This window comes from Exilibacterium tricleocarpae, assembly GCF_007004655.1.
Lineage (GTDB): Bacteria > Pseudomonadota > Gammaproteobacteria > Pseudomonadales > Cellvibrionaceae > Exilibacterium > Exilibacterium tricleocarpae.
The window spans coordinates 215376-233109 of record NZ_ML660096.1; the positions used below are offsets into that span (position 1 = coordinate 215376).

Below are 17734 nucleotides of genomic sequence, written 5' to 3' on the forward strand. Positions count from 1 at the left end.
CCTGTTTTAATCGGGAGAGTTTGCACCGCCAATGAATTCTCAAGCCCCCAAACCGCCGCCGTCGTCGCAAAAAGTCAGCCGCATCAGTATTTCCCTGCCCGAGGAACTGCTCGGGCAGTTTGACGGGATGGTGCTCGCGCGCGGTTTCGAAAGCCGCTCGCAGGCCATTTGCGATATGATCAACCAGCAACTGAACGACCACCGTCGCGACCTGGACGGCGGCATCATGGCCGGCACTATCAACCTGGTATACAACCACGCCGTCATCGGCGTGCAGAAAAAACTGCACGATCTGCAGTACGAGTATATCGATGAAGTGATCAGCACCCTGAATGTGAACCTGACCCACACCAACACCTTATCGGTGGTCCTGGTCCAGGGTCCGGCCGTCACACTGAAAACCATCGCCGATAAAATGATTACCCAGCGCGGCGTGATAACCGGCAAGCTGCTGCTCAGTTCGGCCATTATGCCGCCGCTGCACCCACTCCCCGCTCAGCACGGGAGCCAGACATGAGTAAACCTTACTACAGCACCACCCTGCCCGGCGCCAGCCACTGGTCGTTGCGCCTGCACCGGGGTGTTCAATTGACCCTCACCGATCTCAACGGCGGCGCCAACGTCGGCATGCTGTTTTACAACCCCGAGGACCTGCTCGAGCGCTACAATGCGCCGGATACGCTGAAGTGCCAGCACACCTTCAAACTCACCCGCGGGCATTGCCTCTACTCCGATATGGGGCGCATCTTCTGCTCGATTACCGAGGATACGCTGGGTTGGCACGAAACCGTCTGCGGCACCAGCACCGCCGCCAAGGTAGCGCAACGGTGGGGTGGCAGCACATACCAGGAGGCCCGCAACCAGCGCCGGCAAAACGGTTACGACAGTTTTCTGGTGGAACTGGCGAAGTATGGCCTGACGGCGAAAGATATGGCGGCAAACGTCAATTTTTTCAGCAAAGTCGCAGTGGACGAGACCGGCAACCTGAGCCTGGCCGCAGGGCATTCCCAGGCCGGCGCCCGGGTTTCGCTGCGCTTCGAAATGGACACCCTGGTCATTATGCACAACTGCCCGCACCCGCTGAGCGAAGCCGGTGACTATCCGCACACGCCGATCGGGTGTGAGTTGGCACAGGCGCAGCCGGTGGGTAGCGACGACGAATGCATGAACGCCTGTGCGGAAAATCGCCGGGGTTTTGAAAACAACCGCCTCTACCATTTCGGCCTTTCTTAACCGGCCGCGGGATCAAGCGATGATAAAAGCAAGCACTCTCAAACGCGAAGACGCGATATTCAGCCAGGTGGTGCCGGCGGGCGACTACCTGCTGCAGACAGTCGACAGCGGCCAGACCTGTCGCATCCTCGATCTCGAAGGTAACCAGGCCGCCGACACACTTTTTTACTGTCGCCACGATATTTCCGAACGCTACAGTGCCATGGATACCATTCGCGAACAGGGCAATGTGTATCTGACCGCCGGCTCCGTTCTACGCTCAAACCTGGGTAACCCCATGTTGACCATTAGCGCCGATACCTGCGGCCGCCACGATACCCTCGGCGGCGCCTGTGCCACCGAGAGCAACACCGTGCGCTACGCCCTCGACAAACGCTGTATGCACGCCTGCCGCGACAGTTGGCTGCTGGCGCTGGCAGCGCATCAGGAGCTGGGGTTGAGCAAGCGGGATATCACCCACAATATCAATTTCTTTATGAATGTGCCCATCACCCCGGCGGGCGGACTGATGTTTGCCGACGGTATTTCGGCCCCGGGAAAATACGTGGAACTGACGGCGACGATGGATGTGATCGTCCTGATTTCCAACTGTCCCCAGCTCAACAATCCGTGCAACGGCCACAATCCGACACCGATAGAGTTTTTGCTGTGGCAATAAAGCCGACACCGGCGCCACACCGCCGCGCAGGACGACCTGCACGGCACCTTTTCACCCGGGACGACCCGCCAGACGCAAGTAACCAACATGTTTACCAGAGTGCTGATCGCCAACCGCGGCGCCATTGCCGTACGTATCATACGCACCCTTAAAAAGCTGGGCATCCACGCCATCGCGGTGTATCACGAGGCGGACGCGCAGTCGCTGCATGTGCGCCGCGCAGATACGGCTATCAGCCTGGGCGCCGGCAGCGCTGCCGACACCTATCTGAATATCGACAAGATTCTCCGCGCCGCAGCGCAGAGCGGCGCGCAGGCCGTTCACCCAGGTTACGGTTTTCTGAGCGAGAACACCGACTTCGTAGCGCGCTGTGAAAGCGCCGGTCTGCACTTTATCGGCCCCAGCGCCGAGCAGATTACCCTGTTCGGTTTAAAACACGAGGCGCGCGCCGCCGCCGAGCGGGCCGCCGTGCCGCTGGTGCCCGGCTCCCCGCTGCTGACCGATATCGAAGACGCGCTTGATCGGGCTGCGCAAATAGGGTTCCCCGTCATGCTGAAAAGCACCGCCGGCGGCGGCGGTATCGGCATGCAGGTCTGCCACAGCACAGCGGATTTGCGCAGTGCCTGGGACAGCGTGCGGCGCCTCGGCGCCAACTACTTCGCCAATGACGGCGTGTTTCTGGAAAAATATATTGCCCGGGCGCGCCATATCGAGGTGCAGGTATTCGGCGACGGCGCGGGCAACACCGTTTCCCTCGGGGAGCGGGACTGCTCGGCGCAACGGCGCAACCAGAAAGTCATCGAGGAAACCCCGGCACCCAATTTACCGGCGCCGCTGCGCCGGCGGTTACACACCACCGCCGAACGCCTGATGGCGTCGGTCGACTATCGCAACGCCGGCACCGTGGAATTTATTTACGACACCGATGCCGGGGCGTTTTACTTTCTCGAGGTCAATACCCGCCTGCAGGTGGAACACGGCATTACCGAAGCCGTGTGGTCGGTCGACCTGGTCGAGTGGATGCTCAAACAGGCGGCCGGCGAACTCGGTGACCTGCAACAGCGCAAACACCAACTGGAGCCCGGCGGACACGCCATTCAGGCCCGCCTCTACGCCGAGGACCCCAACCGGGAATTCCAGCCCTGTGCCGGGCTGCTGACCGAAGTCCACTGGCCCGCGGCGGCCGGCCTGCGTATCGACCACTGGATCGAAGCTGGCCTCGAAGTGCCGGCGCTGTTCGATCCGATGCTGGCAAAAGTTATTGTCTGCGCCGCCGACCGCGAGACCGCCCGGGAACAACTGGATCGGCATCTGGCCGCCAGCACGCTCTACGGTATTGAAACCAACCTGGATTATGTGCGCGCCGTTCTCAACACCGAACCGTTCCGGCAGGGCCGGCTGCACACCGCCAGCCTCGCCGATTTCACTTTTACGCCTCACACACTGGATGTATTGCAGTCCGGCACCCAGACCACAATTCAGGACTACCCGGGCCGCACCGACCTGTGGCATATCGGCGTGCCGCCCTCGGGGCCCATGGACACATTAAACTTTCGCCTGGCCAATAAGCTGGTGGACAATCCCGAAACAGCAGCCGGCCTGGAAATCACTTTACACGGCCCCACCCTGTCATTTAACCGGCCCTGTCGCATAGCGTTAACCGGTGCGACCATCGAAGCCAGTATCGACGGCGCGCCTGTGGCCATGTACCAAACGCTTGAAGTGCCTGCCAAAGCCGTGCTGCGGCTCGGCGCTATCACCGGCAAGGGGGCCAGGGCTTACCTGGCACTGGCCGGCGGTATTCAATGCCCGGATTATCTGGGCTCAAAGTCCACCTTTACCCTGGGACAGTTTGGGGGGCATGGGGGACGCGCCCTGCGCAGCGGTGATGTATTGCATCTGGGCGGCAATACCAGCGAGGTTCTCTCCGGAACTTTTACCTCCGAAACTTTTACCTCCGGAACTTTTACCTCCGAAACTGTTACCCCCGAGACCGTCACCTCCCGGGCTCTCACCTCCGAGCCTTCCACGAAGACTCTCACCGGGAGTCCTGCCAAGACTTTTGCTGAAACACCTACCAATGCAAAAGCATCCACGCCACCGGCAAGCATCGCTCCCGAGCACCGGCCCGCACTGCCCGAGGTGTGGGAGCTGCGGGTCATTTACGGTCCCCATGGCGCGCCGGACTTTTTTTCCGACAGGGATATCGAACAATTCTTTTCCCACACCTGGGAAGTGCACTACAACTCCAGCCGCACCGGTGTGCGCCTGATCGGCCCCAAACCGCAGTGGGCCCGCGACAGTGGTGGCGAGGCGGGGCTGCACCCTTCCAACATTCACGACAACGCCTACGCCTTTGGCACGGTGGACTTCACCGGCGATATGCCGGTTATCCTCGGGCCCGACGGTCCATCCCTCGGTGGTTTTGTGTGCCCCGCGACGGTAGTTCAAGCCGACCTGTGGAAGCTTGGGCAGCTAAAAGCCGGAGCCAAACTCAAGTTCACACCCGTCACCCACGCCTGGGCAACCGCGCTGGAAGCCGCACAAACCGCCGCCATCGCCCAGCTTCGCGCCGATACCACCGCCGTTGCGGCAACCGCTTCACTGCCGTCGCCTATTGCGGGGCGCGCACGCCTTGGCGACGACGAGGTGGTATATCGACTGGCGGGCGATCACTTCCTGCTGCTGGAACTGGGACCACTCGAATTGAATATCGAGCGCCGCTTTCGGGTGCACGCACTGATGTTGTGGCTGCAGGATCACACGCTTACCGGTATCAGGGAATTGACGCCGGGCATTCGCTCCCTGCAAATTCACTACGATCCCCAACAGCTCGATCTGCAAAAACTGCTCGCCCACCTGGATACCGCCGTCGCCGCCGTGGCACAAAATCCGGACAGCTCGGTGCCGGCTCGCATCGTACACCTGCCGCTCAGTTGGGATGACGAAGCCTGCCAGCAGGCCGTCGACAGATATATGCAAACAGTGCGACAGGACGCGCCCTGGTGTCCGAGCAATCTGGAGTTTATCCGCCGTATCAACGGCTTGCCCGATATCGCCGCCGTCAAAGAGATCGTCTTTAACGCCGCTTACCTGGTGCTGGGGCTGGGCGATGTATACCTGGGCGCACCGGTGGCGACACCGCTGGACCCGCGCCACCGGCTGGTAACCACCAAGTACAATCCCGCCCGCACCTGGACGGCGGAGAATTCGGTGGGCATAGGCGGCGCTTACCTCTGTGTCTACGGTATGGAAGGGCCGGGTGGTTATCAGTTTGTCGGCCGCACCCTGCAGATGTGGAATCGCTACCGCCAGACAGAGGTTTTTGAAAAACCCTGGCTACTGCGCTTTTTCGACCAGATTCGGTTTTACGAGGTCAGCGCCGGCGAACTGGCACAGATACGCCGGGATTTTCCTCTCGGCAACTATCCTTTGAAAATTGAACACACTCGCTTTGACCTGGCCGACTACCAGCGCTTTCTGGATGCCAACGCCGGCGCGATCGAACAATTCCAGCAACGGCGCCAGACCGCTTTCGATGCCGAACTCTCTCGCTGGCGCGCCGGTGGCCAGTTGACTTACGAGCCGCAGGTGCAGTCCCCGACAGAGGATTCGCAACCACCGCTGCCGGCGGGTACCAACGGTATCGACAGCCCGGTATCCGGCAGTGTGTGGCAATTGAAAGTGGCGGCGGGACAGCAGGTCCGGGAAGGCGACACCCTGATGGCACTGGAGTCGATGAAAATGGAAATTGAAATCAATGCCGACCGCAGTGGCAAGGTGGTAAAAGTACTCAAAGATCAAGGCCAGGCGGTAACCGCTGGTGAAACCCTGCTTTGGGTGGAGGAGTCGTAAGGTGTGGTTCGTTGTTGCTCGCTTCGAGTGTTATTGGCGGGAGTCTAACCGATAGGCGCTTGCGTAAGAGAAAGTGTGCCATTTGATCGGTCTAGCGCGGGATAGGGGTTTCAGAAACACGTCGTAAACCCTTCCCTGGGGACTTCCCGACAGCATCCCTGCTGTCGAGAGTTTCTGAAACCCCTATCCCGCGCTAGACCTACCCGCAGTATTCTTAACTAATAAGGCTTAGGCAAGGAACGATCACCGGGTGCAAATCCTTTTAATTAAATACGATTGGCATCTGTACCAAAAATCCAGTTTCCAGCCATATCGCACACAGCGGAGTTCGGGAGAAAACTTTGACTATTTTCAATTTACGTTTACCAGTACTGCGGGAAAACTATCGCAACGGCGTCACCACCCCGCGCGAACTGATTTTCACACTGCGAAGGCAGGCCGAGGCACAAGCCGATTATAACGCTTGGGTTACACTGTTGGACGAACGACAGTTGGAGAACCATCTCGCATTTTTGGAGGGTCAATCACCCGACACCCTGCCCCTCTACGGCATTCCCTTTGCCATCAAGGACAATATCGATCTGGCCGGCGTCCCCACCACCGCCGGCTGCCCGGACTTCGCTTACACACCGCCACAATCGGCCCCCGTTGTGACAGCGTTGCTCGCCGCCGGCGCCATCCCGCTGGGCAAAACCAATCTGGACCAATTCGCCACCGGCCTGGTGGGTGTCCGCTCGCCCTACGGCGAGGGCAAGAACGCCTTTAACCCGGATTATATTTCCGGCGGCAGCAGCGCCGGCTCCGCTATTGCCACTGCGCTCGGGCAGGTTAGCTTTGCGCTGGGCACAGACACGGCCGGTTCCGGCCGGGTGCCGGCGGTGCTTAACAACCTGATCGGCCACAAGCCGAGCAAAGGCCTGATCAGCACCCGCGGCGTGGTGCCGGCCTGCCGGTCCCTGGATTGTGTCAGCCTGTTTGCTCTGCACACCGATGATATCGCGATACTGTGGGACCTGGTAACACAGTTCGATCCGCTCGATCCCTACGCGCGCAGCAACCACTATGCCAACCGCAACCGCTACTACGCGGCGGCCGCACCGGCGGCGTTTCGTTTCGGCGTGCCGCGCGAACTGGATTTCCAGGGCGACGGCGACATCCGGACACTGTTCGAAAAAAGTGTCGAGCACTTATCCCGCCTGGGCGGCACGCCTGTGCCGATAGATTTTGAACCTTTCCTGAGCGCGGCAAGACTTTTGTATGAAGGCCCCTGGGTCGCCGAACGCCAACTCGCTACCAAAGACGTGGCGCGGGAGGCTCTGCTGCCGGTGATTCGCCAGGTTATCGACGGCAGTGCGACCGGCAGTGCCGCCGACGCCTTTGCCGCGCAATACCGGCTGGCGGCACTAAAACGGCAGTGCGACAACGTGATGGCGGATGTGGATATCCTACTCACCCCCACCACACCAACGCTATACGCGCGCGCCGACATTGCTAAAGACCCGATCCGCCACAACGCCAGCCTCGGCACCTATACCAACTTTATGAACCTGCTGGATTACTGCGGCACCGCCGTGCCGGTGGGTTTTACGGATTGCGGTGTACCCTGGGGCGTTACCCTGTTCGCCACCGCGTTCGCCGATATCGAGGTATTGAGTTTTGCCGGCGCCCTGCAGCGCGCCTGCCGCTTACCCCTGGGCGCCACCCGGCACACCCAACCCGAACTGACATCCGCAGCCGTGCTCACCCCGCCCCGCACCATCGATATCGTTGTCTGCGGCGCTCACCTGCAGGGCCAGCCGTTAAACTGGCAGTTGACGGAGCGCGGCGGCAAGTTGAAAGAACTGACCGCCAGCTCAGCCAACTACCAGCTTTTTGCACTGGCTGACGGCAAGCGACCGGCCATGATTCGCAACGTGACACGAGGCTGCGCCATAGAGGTCGAGGTCTGGACCCTGCCGGCCGAGACCTTCGGCGATTTCGTGGCCGCAATACCCGCGCCCCTGGGCATCGGTAAGGTCGAACTGGCCGACGGCCGCTGGTTGAGCGGTTTTATCTGCGACGGCTATGGAACCGGCGGCGCCAAAAACATCACTGAGTTTGGCGGTTGGCGCAGTTGGCTACAACAGACAAGCTAACCCGGATATTGGAGCCCCGGGGCCTATTCGCGCCAGCGGGACTATGACCGGGTTTCGCCCGCCATCAGGCCGGGGCACCAGTCCGGTTGCAACGCGCAATCCCCATGTGAAAAACCGACAGACGAGTGGCCTGCGGTTCAGCGGCTGGCGTGGCCCCGCAGCCAAACAACATATTTTCTCAATATAGGACCGCACATTCGCATCGCTGCTATACTCGCTGCTTTACGGCAGGCTGCACGGCGGGCGCTCAGGTCTGCGCCGGGTGACTGCCGCGACGGACAGACGCTGCTGTACAAAGATCGAGACAAGGCATCGGAGCTATGAGGGTTTTTTGCATCTCGGATATCCATATCGACTATGAGGAGAACGCCGCCTGGCTCAGCGGCTTATCCCGCAGCGACTATCAAAATGACATCCTGATTGTGGCCGGCGATCTGACCGACAAACTGGCGCTGTTGAAAAAAGGCCTGCAACAACTGGCCGAGCGCTTTGACAAAGTATTCTTCTTGCCCGGCAACCATGAACTGTGGGTGCGCAACGGCGAGTTGCAAAACTCCCTGCAAAAATTCGATGCCATTGAGGCGCTCGCCGGGCAATTGGGCATCTTGACGCAACCCTTCTACAGCGAATCACTCAACATAGTACCGCTGCTCGGCTGGTACGACTACTCGTTCGGCCGACCCGGCCAGCAATTGCGCGACGGCTGGATGGATTATCGGGTCTGCCGCTGGCCCCATGGCTGGGATGCGGCCGCTGTCAGCCGTCATTTTACTGAACGCAACCCCCGGCAACTGCCGGCGCAGCGCGGCAGCGGCACACTGATTACTTTCTCACATTTTCTGCCGCGTATTGACTTGATGCCGAGTTATATTCCCGCCGAGCATCGATTTCTCTATCCTGTCCTCGGCAGCTATATACTTGAACAACAACTGCGCAGCTTACAAAGTGATATCCATGTCTACGGGCACAGCCACGTCAATCGGAAGGTCACCCTGAACGGGGTTTGTTATATCAACAATGCCTTTGGCTATCCCGGCGAAACGCGTATTGCGGCCAGAAAGCTGATGTGTATCCACGAGGTCTAGTGTAATGCCCGTGGAAGAATGGGAGTCTCAGCCGCAAAAAAGCACAGCTTGCCGAAGGCGTTTTTATCCGCTCGTTGGCGGTTTCAAACGCTGTCTGGTAAAGTTACGCTATTCGGCCTTAGTGTCACACGTGTCATCGAGCCATGACAAAACTGGTGAAACTACGGCAACAAGCCATGCGCCTGCAGTAAGCGTCATAAGCACAGGCATTAAATCGCGAGAGAGGAAATTAGCATGAACGATATTGATATAGGCATAAACGCTGAAGATAGAGAGAAAGTTGCCGAAGGACTGAAACGTCTTTTAGCAGACTCCTATACCTTATACCTCCAAACTCACAATTTTCACTGGAATGTAAGTGGCCCCCAATTCCGGGAGCTGCATCTCATGTTCGAAGAACACTATACCGAGTTAGCCGTCGCGGTGGACGATATAGCGGAACGTATTCGCACGCTGGGTATAGCAGCTCCAGGCACCTACAAAGAATTTGCCAGGCTTAGCTCTATCGAAGAGGTCGAGGGAACCCCAAGTTCAGAACAAATGGTCGACATATTGACAAAGGGACATGAGCAAGTGGTTAAGACTTCCAGGGAAGTGTTAAAACTTGCTCAGTCAGCAGATGATGAGTCGACGGTGGCATTGGTCTCTGACCGTATGCGGATTCATGAAAAGACATCATGGATGTTGCGAGCCACCAGGAGTTAAGCCGGAATAGCTATCAGTGCCTCTCTCAATCAGGAGCGCGAAGGGGACACGACCTATTTGGCCAGAGAATATAGGGGACATGACTTCCCACAGCTCTTTATTACCATGTTTCACACTATGGACTGAAGCTTTTTTGGGCGCGGAGGGGACACTGATAACTTAATAACTTGACCTGTTCTGCCCTTTTCTTGGCGATGGCGGATAAACATCTATGCCTTCGGTCAAGTTATAAGTTATCAGTGCTTCCCTCAATCAGAGAGCATCTTGAACGAGCGGGCCGAGGAGCCTTTCGGACTGTTGACGATGCTCGCAGCGATGGATATGCCAACAGCGAGCGAACGTCGCCGCTAGAGAGCTGAGGGGACGGCCAACTTCACAACTGTATGCCTTCAATAAATACCATATGTTTTGCGGGAAATTTCTTACCCTGAACCATATCCATCTCGCTGGGCCAGGCAAATAAGAGCATTATGATGTGATCTTTTTTCTTTAAAAAGGCATGTCGGACAATTTGTTTTCCGAACTTTTTATTGCTAAACAAATAGTCAACTGCATAGAAACTACCATTCGAGATAAGCATCTCGGATCGTCCCAAAACCTGAAGTGCGGGGTCTGAGTTGTATAACCCCTCAGACAGCACTTGCTCGATCAAACTGTCCTCTGCCAGATGTACATCCTGTTCAAACTCAATTCGAACAAGAAAGCTCGAGCCATCACTTTTATCGAAAAAGCCCACGAGAACGTCTTCTTCGGCATCATGTTCCTCAATTATTTTCCACACGTTTTCATTGTAATTTATGCTTATATCATGGTGCTTGGAGGACCAGGCTCCTGAATAGGCGCTGGAAATGCTTAGTATTTGCATAATTGTCAATATCAAGGAATAGATCAGTTTCATGGGTATTCCGTACAGAAGCAGAGGAACCTCAGGCTATGGCTCCTCTTACCACTGCCTGTTGGCCGTCTTGGTTAGGTGTACAGTCACCTCCGAATATGAAAGTAGTTGGCATTGGTATCTTGATTCTGCCAACCTCCGCAGCCACTTACATTGACCCTAATCTGTTGACTTGCGGCGAATGCCGCTAACAGCATAGATATTTGTTCTTTCTTATATCCGGTAAATTCAGACACACATACCAACCACTTCCACAAGGGGAGCCATCATCTTTGTGCGCCGCCGACGTTCTAAACCTAAATGCTCCATTTGATCCTCCAAACGTTTGCATCTCGGTAACAGTACCCCAGTCAGACCATAGACCCGCAGACGCTGGTAAAGTTAAGACAAGAAATAGACCCGCAATAGATAAGTTAGCCTTCATAGGCTGTCCCCTTGATATCAGTTTTGGCAGAACACTCGTTTGAATGGTAAATAGGCGTCTCGATGTTCGCACTTTAACCAGCGCAGCCCTGGTCTTCGGCGGACCTGATTCCGATTATCATCCACTGATCAGCTTCCAAGCATCATGAGGTTTCCTTTGTTTCTACCTCGGCTACCCCTTAACTCTTCGCCTGACTGACACACCCTACAACTTATAATAATCTAACATGCGCCACATCTGCATAAGACGTATTTTCCCAAACTGTCGTGCAAGTGCTGGCGACAAATATATTAACTGTCTTCTTAGCGGCATAAGCTGCAAGCAGTAAACTGAACCATGTCTTATTGGTTGCCGGGTTGAGAATAACATGTCCATTTTCATTTACCTGGCAATTGTCAGGATTTGTAAAAGATGAAAGTGTTATTATCACCGTCGTATCATTGACGGCGTAAATCCCTTCAATAGTTGCCTCGCCTGACCACCCTGCAGCAGATGCTTGATACGTAACTAGGCTTGTGGTTATTGCTAGTAAAAACCCAATTTTTCTAATCATAAACGTCCCTCTTAACACACTAAAAAAATGGCAATTCCATACTTAAGGCCACTGACAGTTCAAAAATTTTCCACAGACTACTTCAATCAGAATGCAGATGACAATTTTTTCTTGGGTCTAGCCATTATATCTGTCTGCCTTTTCTGTACCTACTACCACTAACGTCTGTCTCTTGATCTTTTTTCGACGGGTCCTTTTTTCTGGAACTTCTCTCCTCGGCAATTAGTCTCGCCCACTGTGTCCGACCTCTCATTTTCTGAATTTCTTCGAGTGGCGCCCTGATCGTCTTCCTACTCATTTCTTACGCTCCTTACTCCTAGCCGGTCTCATTTCTTTAACTTCCTGCTCTGTTAAATGAGGAGTATCTGGATCGGAAATTATTTGTTCAAGAATATCTACGTCGGTCGTTTCATCAAACTTCTCCTGATCAGACTCACTCTTCATTTTCTCCAACTCATCTAACGAGTATCTCTTCCTTTTAGTCATAGCACACTCCGCACATGAAATGTCATAGTCTCATATTCCCTTCATTCCCTTTTGTCTGCCTTTCTGGCCGATATGATCCGAATCACCTCTTCCCCATCTTCATAGGTACGCTCTGTGTAAACCACTAGTAATATCCCAAGCCTTGATTTTCCGATAGTTTGAATCCTGGTTTCACCATAATTATGGCGCAGGTCGACACGCTCTTGCCTCATTTGATCTTTCCATATTAGAGCCGCATCAATGAAGTCTATACCTCTATCCCTGAGCGTTTCCTCACGCTTATCTTCATCCCATTCGAATTGCATGACACCCCCTCCTTTTTATTCATTGTACTAGCAGCCAAATATAAAAAATAGCGAGCTTTATTACCACGACCAATCATAAAAATATATAAATGAAGTTCTTTCCTCTTGAAAAATCAGAGCTTAACAATTCGAGCTAGCCTCGGCGAGGCAAAGCCTGATTCTGTAGAGTAAAAAAGCCTTTCAGGAACCTGGAGATGTTTATCTGCAATTCTATTGCGAAAGTCAAGCAAATATAGGTTGAATATTTTTCAAAGACTTTTACAACAATCCTTGTCACTTAGCCGACAAGTTGCCAGGCGAACAATTAATACAGTAAAGATGGCTAAAAGAATATCGTATTGAGAAGGTCGTTTTTCACCGCTATGTGAACATCCTTCAACCCCGGATTCCACATCCAGCATAAATGACGGCAAGCCGCTAACGCACCAACCCCGGCAGCCGTTCAACAAGATACAAAGGCAGAGAGATAAGTTCGTAATCAACCTTAACCTCTTTACCGGCCTTGCGAATGCGGGTACTGATGGTTTGTACTGAGTGTAAGCCCGTATCAAATCGAACGGCCAAAGGGACCTGTCTTTCGCCCACAAACTGGTGCAGGGATTTCAAGCTGCCTGTGGCTCCTGCTTTAATTTCAATCGGGACGATCTGCCCGTTTAATCCCAGCACATAATCAACTTCGGCATTAGAGGAACGCCCCTCTCTAAGCCAATATGTGAGTTCTCTATTGGGAGCGCTCGAGAGAATATCTTGAAGATGTTGACCGATAAATTGCTCTGCGATAGCTCCCTCGTTGACAAGTTGGGCATCTTTCATTTGTGAAACGGTATTCCAGTCAAGGCCACACGTCGCATTCATCAAGCCCACATCCAGAAACAACAGCTTATAGCTCTTCTCCTCTAAATCTGCCTGCAGTGGCAGGCCGCTACAATGGCTGTGTATTACTTTGGACAGAACGCGAGCCATGCACAAAAGTTCGATATCTTTTTTAATGGTGGCACTTTTGTCTTGGCTCGAAAACTGAGCATATTTCACTTTTTTACCGACATTGCGCGCGGCAAAGTTAAATACCTGATGAATTCGGGACAAGTTTCTTGACCCCATATATTTTGGAAAATCCTCTCGATAAGTCTCAATAATGGAATTGTGAACCTCGCTGACTTCCTTCAGGCGTTTAGACGTTACGTAGGTTTTAACCGCTTCGGGCATACCGCCAACGAAAAAATAGGTTCGCAGCAGCTCCAACAGCCTGGTATGAAAGATCGGATTTACAGTGTCGCCGATATTAAAATTCTGAATGATCGAGGCGAGCTTGGTTTCATCCAGGGCATCGAGAAATTCAGTGAATGTCATCGGTCCCATATGCAGATATTCCACCCTTCCCACGGGCATGGAAAATTGATGGCCCGACAGGGCAAACTCAAGTAGAGAACCCGCTGCCAGAACTGGCAATTGACGCATATCCTCATAAAAATACCGCAATGCGGGAATAGCTTCGGGAACGGCCTGGATTTCATCAAAGAACAGAAGGGACTGCTCAGTCAATGCACCTGTGTGGGGCAGCGCATCCAGCAGATTCAGCAGGTGTTGCGGGTCATTGTGGCTAAAGGCCTGCGCCAGGTCTGCCTGCATGGGCCCCAATCGCTCTTAATTAACCTCTACCAGAGGCCGATTAAAGTGTTCGGAAAACAGCTTCACCAAGGTGGACTTGCCCACCTGACGGGCCCCTCTGAGGATAATGGGCTTACGTGTAGCCTTTTTTAGCCAGTTTTCTATATAAATCAAATGCTTATGTTTCAATCCAAACTCCAGAACTGGTTATTTTCTGTAATATTATTGAGGGTTGTACTTTTTTACAGGTCAAATACCAACCTGACAGGTCTAAAATATGGGTGTGTTTTAGACCTCCAGTAGAGTTGAATACACAATCTCCAGGGGTATCCACAACAGGGAGATAGAGGAAAGGGGTGAGGAAAGGGGTCCGAGGAAAGGGGTCGTAGTGCTTACATTCTAGCCAGTGCGGTCTTGCCTGCCGAGAGGTTTGATACCAGGTCTCGTTAGCTGATCAATTCCCATGCACTACGACCCCTTCGAAAGTCATGCGCCGGCGGGGCAGTGAAACCACTACCCCGCGACTATCGAAAAGGCTCTCTAGCCCCTTAATGGTAAGGGTACCACCAGCGCCTCTTCTTAGACTTGATATACAACCGCAGCCAACGGCGCAAATCCTTTCGATCGATAACACCGTCCCGGTTCACATCACTCGGGTCGTTGTCACCGTCGGCCGCCTTGTGCAAACGGGAGACCAGGATGCGCAGGTCCCTGATGGAAAGACGGCCGTCACCATTGATATCGCCCGCCCTATGGCTGAGGTCGAGCAACAGCACAATCGGATCGTGGTCCGACGCCCGATAAGGCCCGGCACTGTATAGATCCACCGCCTGTAGCGGCGACTTGTCCTCCAGGTTGTAATCGAGCGCGCGTGGCTCATCGGCATTGATCAACCACTCGGTAAGGTCCACCACCTGGCCGCCCATAGCCGGGTTGGCAAGCGCATAATCGAGATAGCCCGACTGGCCTCGGAATACAAAAGAGTGAGCCGCGGGCCCCACAAACTGCGCCACCAGGTCAGCATAACCGGCCGCCGCTAACGCCTGAATCGGGTCTTCCTTAGCGTAGGCATTGATATCCCCGATAATCAGAAAGTCGCTGTCGTTGCTGTTGGTGGGATCGGTCGCCACCCACCGGGCCAGTGCCCCGGCTGCCGAGGTACGGGTCAGGTTACAGTTGCCCTGGCCGTCGCCGATATCGGGATCACCGATATTGTCACAAGGGGTTCCCTTGGACTTCAAGTGTGTCACCGCAACAGTGAACACACCCTGGCTGGCAAAACTGCGAAACGTCTGCGCCAGCACCGGCCGGTTGCGGGTGTCGATAAAATCCGGGTCCACCGAAGCGTCGAGAATGGCGGCGGCATTCACCAGTTCGACCACCTGCGGGCGGTAGATAAAACCGACGGCAATCTGATCGGTACCAATGACGTTAACACCGGGGTCGACCAGGGCGTAGTCGGCACCCGCGGCATTGAGACCATTGACCAGGTCCTGAATCGCGCTATCGCTGCCGTAACCGTCGTTCTCGATTTCCACCAGGCCGATAATATCCGCATCCAGCGCCAGAATGGCACTGATGGTCTTGGCCCGCTGGCGTTCAAACTCCAACAGTGAATCGGCACCGCGCGAAGTCGGAAAACCGCCGCCTTGACCATCACCGTTAAAGTAGTTGAGCACATTGAGCGAGGCGACCCGCACATCTCCCTGCCCAACCAACTCCGGCGCCGCCGTGCGCGGGTTGGTGGGAATAAACACCGGCGTCTCGGTAGGCTGCAACCGGTACTCGCCGAAACTGAAATTCAGCACGCCGGTCAGCGGCGCTACACTGTCGCCGACGCGCAGGGTATTGTCCGCGGTCAGTCTCGGCGCCGGGTAGGGAATAGTCGCCGGATTTCCCGCGGTGCTGCCGTCGTCCAGAAACAGGCGGTTGAGATTGTTGGCCGCCAGCACCGCCAGGGCATCGGCGCCGGGCGTCGCCACCTGGGTCGGCTGCAGCAACCGGCTGTCGGCGGACAGCAACACTGAACCGAAACTCCCGAGGTTGAAGTTTTCGGAGATCACCAGCGTTTGCGACGTGGTCACCGCCATACCTTCGAAGCGCTCAAGTTCACCGGGAACAGTTTGCGGCAATGCTACCACAGCTGCCTCGAAACTCGCACCGCTGCCGCACACGGTAACGCCGGACAGGTTATCGAGCCGCGTCATACCGAAAAATTCCCTGACCGAGCCACCCACGCGCACAATATCACCCACATTGACGGCGACCGCACCGCTGCCGTCGAACACAAAAATGCCCTCGGAGGTCTGCGGGTCGCCGTCCTGGTCCGCCTGTTCCTCCTGCACGAAAAAGCCCTCAAGTGCATCCTCTCCCTGGAAGTCACCAACCACCACCCCCTCGATAATCTGGCTGCTGCCAACCAGGGGACTGACCGCACCCGCGCCTTGAATAGCATGGATGGCAGTGGCCGGATCACCGCACTGCCCGATCACCACCGGACTGCACCGGTTGGGCGCACCGGGGGTTGCCAGTTCCTGGATATAGGTGTCGGTGTTGCGCGGTCCGCCGCTGCCGTTCTCACAGCGCTGGTTGGAATGGCTGGTGACGTTACCGGCTCCAGCCTCGTTGACCTGCGCCTGCCCGGGGTTGAGCAGGACCAGCAAATCGCTGTCGTCGGCATCATTGGTGTCGTAGACCAGCGCGTCCACCAGGCCGGCGGTGGTCACCGGCGTGCCATTGGGAAAGTCGGCGGCCGCGGCCCGGTACAGCGCCACCGCGTCGGCACCGTTTTGCAAACCGTCATTGGGGAAAACCAGATCGACGCTGGCCACCGCACTGTTGCCCGCGACGAAGTAGCCGTTGCTGTCGGTCTGACGACCGCTGAGATCGAGGGTTCGATAACTGGCGTCGCCGTTGCCGTTGAAAAACACCAATACCAGGCCGTCGAGGCTGGTATTGCCGGCGCCGCCGTCAAACAGCTCCACAAATTCCAACATATCCCTGTCCGGCGTATCGGCATCGACTTCGTTAATCAGCACATCGCCGCCGGGTGGCGGGCCATCGCCGGCGCGGCCCAAATCGTCAAAGGTGTCTTGCGGAAAACCATCCCATTCCAGAGCCGGCTCAAAGGGATCGTTGGGATCGGTATCGCCGCCGTCCACCGAGGCCGCCCGGCGCAGGGTGTTGTTTTGGGTGCTGGCGTCGCCGCTGCCCCACTGGGAGCCGGGATCAAAACCGACCTGGCCGATGGCGTCTATCACCGCGCCGCCGAACAGCAGCACCACCGCATCGTCGCCGTTAAACCAGCCGGCGCCGTTGGTCTGATCGGCTTCGGCCAGTATTTCCGGGCCGGCATTACTCTGGGCGACCACATGCACCTCGCCGTCGGCGACGTTACCAACCAGGGGGATGGTCAGACCGGGATTGGCATTGCCGTTGAAATACATTTGTATTTCATAGCCGCCGAGGTCGATTGTGGCGCCGGTGTCGTTGAAAATTTCCAGCGCTTTGTTATTGCTCGACCCCTCTATATATTCAGAGAAAAACAAATCGGTGGCCGACCAGGCAGCCGCCGGCAATACGGCGACGACCGCGGCAACGGACGATAGCAGACGCTTCATTTGGATAGTCCCTATATTTAGATTGTGGCTTTGCTGAGTTAAACCCCGGGACTCTACTCGATCGGTATGAACGAAAAATGTGATTTCGGTGACGGTGCGGTTACAGTTGCGCCGGTTACTCACACTCGGGGCGTGCTGCCGGCGGCCCTGCCCGAATTGCAGCGGTATCCGG

The 17734-nt window shown here is 55.7% G+C and carries 13 protein-coding genes; 7 read left to right on the forward strand and 6 right to left on the reverse strand.

Annotated elements, in window-relative coordinates; translation table 11 throughout:
• Positions 1–31 precede the first annotated feature (31 nt).
• The 7 genes from nikR to FKG94_RS16725 all read left to right on the forward strand — a co-directional run bounded on the left by nikR (position 32) and on the right by FKG94_RS16725 (position 9671).
• Entirely contained in the window at positions 32–517 is a 486-nt protein-coding gene (gene nikR / locus FKG94_RS16695; RefSeq protein WP_142905464.1) for a nickel-responsive transcriptional regulator NikR, read from the forward strand.
• Positions 514–1233 carry an urea amidolyase associated protein UAAP1 gene (locus tag FKG94_RS16700; RefSeq protein ID WP_142905465.1) on the forward strand — a complete coding sequence of 240 codons (720 nt, stop codon included), beginning with the start codon at positions 514–516 and terminating at the stop codon, positions 1231–1233. The genes nikR and FKG94_RS16700 overlap by 4 nt, the downstream gene beginning before the upstream one ends.
• 19 nt (positions 1234–1252) lie before the next feature.
• Positions 1253–1891 (forward strand): urea amidolyase associated protein UAAP2, encoded by a 639-nt coding sequence (locus FKG94_RS16705; protein WP_142905466.1) that lies wholly within the window; start codon positions 1253–1255, stop codon positions 1889–1891.
• Between the two features lie 87 nt (positions 1892–1978).
• On the forward strand, positions 1979–5746 hold the full coding sequence (locus tag FKG94_RS16710) for a 5-oxoprolinase/urea amidolyase family protein (RefSeq protein WP_142905467.1): 3768 nt from the start codon (positions 1979–1981) through the stop codon (positions 5744–5746).
• A 341-nt stretch (positions 5747–6087) separates the two neighbouring features.
• The gene (gene atzF / locus FKG94_RS16715) at positions 6088–7881 is read left to right on the forward strand and encodes an allophanate hydrolase (RefSeq protein WP_218943556.1); all 1794 of its coding nucleotides are present in this window, start codon (positions 6088–6090) and stop codon (positions 7879–7881) included.
• Positions 7882–8201: 320 nt separating this feature from the next.
• Complete coding sequence (locus FKG94_RS16720) at positions 8202–8966, forward strand: metallophosphoesterase (RefSeq protein WP_142905468.1); 765 nt, start codon at positions 8202–8204, stop codon at positions 8964–8966.
• A 234-nt stretch (positions 8967–9200) separates the two neighbouring features.
• Positions 9201–9671 (forward strand): Dps family protein, encoded by a 471-nt coding sequence (locus FKG94_RS16725; RefSeq protein WP_142905469.1) that lies wholly within the window; start codon positions 9201–9203, stop codon positions 9669–9671.
• Positions 9672–10044: 373 nt separating this feature from the next.
• Here the strand turns inward: FKG94_RS16725 and FKG94_RS16730 are convergent, their stop codons facing one another.
• From FKG94_RS16730 to FKG94_RS16755, 6 genes are all read right to left on the reverse strand, one after another.
• Positions 10045–10569, reverse strand: a complete 525-nt coding sequence (locus FKG94_RS16730; protein WP_142905470.1) for a hypothetical protein — start codon at positions 10567–10569, stop codon at positions 10045–10047.
• A gap of 632 nt (positions 10570–11201) precedes the next feature.
• The gene (locus tag FKG94_RS16735; protein ID WP_142905471.1) at positions 11202–11543 is read right to left on the reverse strand and encodes a hypothetical protein; all 342 of its coding nucleotides are present in this window, start codon (positions 11541–11543) and stop codon (positions 11202–11204) included.
• 294 nt (positions 11544–11837) lie between these two features.
• Positions 11838–12029: a hypothetical protein gene (locus FKG94_RS16740; protein ID WP_142905472.1), complete on the reverse strand. Its 192-nt coding sequence runs from the start codon at positions 12027–12029 to the stop codon at positions 11838–11840.
• A 41-nt stretch (positions 12030–12070) separates the two neighbouring features.
• The gene (locus FKG94_RS16745; protein ID WP_142905473.1) at positions 12071–12334 is read right to left on the reverse strand and encodes a BrnT family toxin; all 264 of its coding nucleotides are present in this window, start codon (positions 12332–12334) and stop codon (positions 12071–12073) included.
• 417 nt (positions 12335–12751) lie between these two features.
• Positions 12752–13963 carry a DUF4143 domain-containing protein gene (locus FKG94_RS16750; protein WP_218943557.1) on the reverse strand — a complete coding sequence of 404 codons (1212 nt, stop codon included), beginning with the start codon at positions 13961–13963 and terminating at the stop codon, positions 12752–12754.
• Positions 13964–14490: 527 nt separating this feature from the next.
• Complete coding sequence (locus FKG94_RS16755) at positions 14491–17562, reverse strand: ExeM/NucH family extracellular endonuclease (RefSeq protein ID WP_142905474.1); 3072 nt, start codon at positions 17560–17562, stop codon at positions 14491–14493.
• Positions 17563–17734 lie beyond the last annotated feature (172 nt).